This window comes from Capnocytophaga sp. oral taxon 863 str. F0517, assembly GCF_000466425.1.
Taxonomy (GTDB): Bacteria; Bacteroidota; Bacteroidia; order Flavobacteriales; family Flavobacteriaceae; genus Capnocytophaga.
This window is the reverse complement of sequence record NZ_KE992131.1, coordinates 1,505-2,861: the sequence shown is the minus strand read 5'-3', so window position 1 is coordinate 2,861 and position 1,357 is coordinate 1,505. Positions and strand designations below refer to the sequence as shown.

General features: G+C 42.1%; 1 protein-coding gene and 2 pseudogenes. All 3 read left to right on the top strand.

The window, feature by feature from the left end; translation table 11 throughout:
• Positions 1 to 241, top strand: a pseudogene (locus HMPREF1551_RS05975) (hypothetical protein); the annotation flags it as partial.
• Positions 242 to 296: 55 nt separating this feature from the next.
• Positions 297 to 770, top strand: a complete 474-nt coding sequence (locus HMPREF1551_RS05970; RefSeq protein ID WP_021628172.1) for a DUF1896 family protein — start codon at positions 297 to 299, stop codon at positions 768 to 770.
• Positions 757 to 1,357 (top strand): annotated as a pseudogene (locus HMPREF1551_RS05965) (SAM-dependent methyltransferase); the annotation flags it as partial. The gene HMPREF1551_RS05970 and the pseudogene HMPREF1551_RS05965, both read left to right, overlap by 14 nt.

Sequence of the window (1,357 nt, the reverse complement as noted above, 5' to 3'; positions counted from 1 at the left end):
GCACCTGAGTTGGCAAGAGCTTCCTACAGAGGTAATCCTCTCTACACCTGTCTCTATTTTCCAGCGCTTGGGCTATATTCTTTCTTTTATCAAGGAGGAAGAACTGGCCGAGGGGCTCAAAGAGAGAGTTCTTAGCACAGGGAAAAAATTTAGAAGAACCCTTTTAAAAACAGATGTCCCTGAAAAAGGAGGAGAGCCTTTTTGCCCTATTTGGAAAATCGTGGTAAATATATCTTTGTAGAACGACACTTTGTAAAAATTAAAATTTGTTGAACCCATTAAAAGTAATTTTAACAATGAAAGAAACACAAACCAAACCCCAGAACACTGACAGTACCTTAGGGTCATTGTCTTATTACGAGTTAAGACTCAAAGAACTGTTACAAACGAGCTTTCCTAATCTTTTAGCAAATACAGCCTTTATCAAGGACAGAAGTGAGTATGCTGCGCAGGCTTACCAAGAGGCTTTTGAGGCGGGTATCAGTATTCCTGAATGTGATAAAATAGCCTCAGGAGTACTCTTCGATGGGCTCTTCTTCTCTCCCTTTGATATGATTTTTGAGGTCGTTTCTCAGGAGTTCGATACTCAATTAGCCGATGAGGATTTGCGCCCCTTTGCCCTAAAAATCTTCCCAGAACTGGTTCCTTACTTTAAAAAGTACGAGGATGCAATCGATGAGGATTTTCAGCACTCTGCTGCCTATCAATCCCTCTACACAGAACTTACGGGTGCCATCGAACTATGGATAGAAGAAAATGGCATATCTTAAACGACTGAGCTTTAATCGTAATGCTCGTGCATTGGCATTGGCTTTCGATTTAGAGAAGCAAAAGCGCACGCTTCTAAGCCAAGAAGAGCGAGAACTCTTGCAACACTATTCAGGCTTCGGGGGATTGAAGTTTATCCTCAATCCCCACCAGTCTGAAGCTGATTTAAAGTACTGGACAAAAGCTGACCAAGTCTTTTGGCAAGATGTAAGGAGTCTGTATGCCCTTATTAGAGAACATTCCACTGATGAAAGGCAATTCCAAAACTATGTACAAAGCCTTAGAAATTCTGTGCTAACGGCTTTTTATACCCCAATGCGTCTTACCTCGGCTATCGCTTCAGCAATAAAGGAAACAAACGTACCTCTGCAAACAATGTTAGAACCTTCAGCAGGAGGAGGCAATTTTATCCGTGCTTTTAAAGAAGAGCACCCCTCTCTTGCTGTCACTGCCTTTGAAAAGGACTTACTCACAGGCAAGGTGCTCTCTCATCTTTACCCCGAGGAGCAGGTACATATTGATGGCTTCGAACAAATCAGTCCACTGAAGAGAAACCAGTTTGATTTGGTAACCAGCAACATCCCTTTTT

What these genes read in the sequence shown, in the direction of transcription:
- HMPREF1551_RS05970 (WP_021628172.1), top strand. Translation starts at nt 297, where the DNA reads ATGAAAGAAACACAAACCAAACCCCAGAACACTGACAGTACCTTAGGG.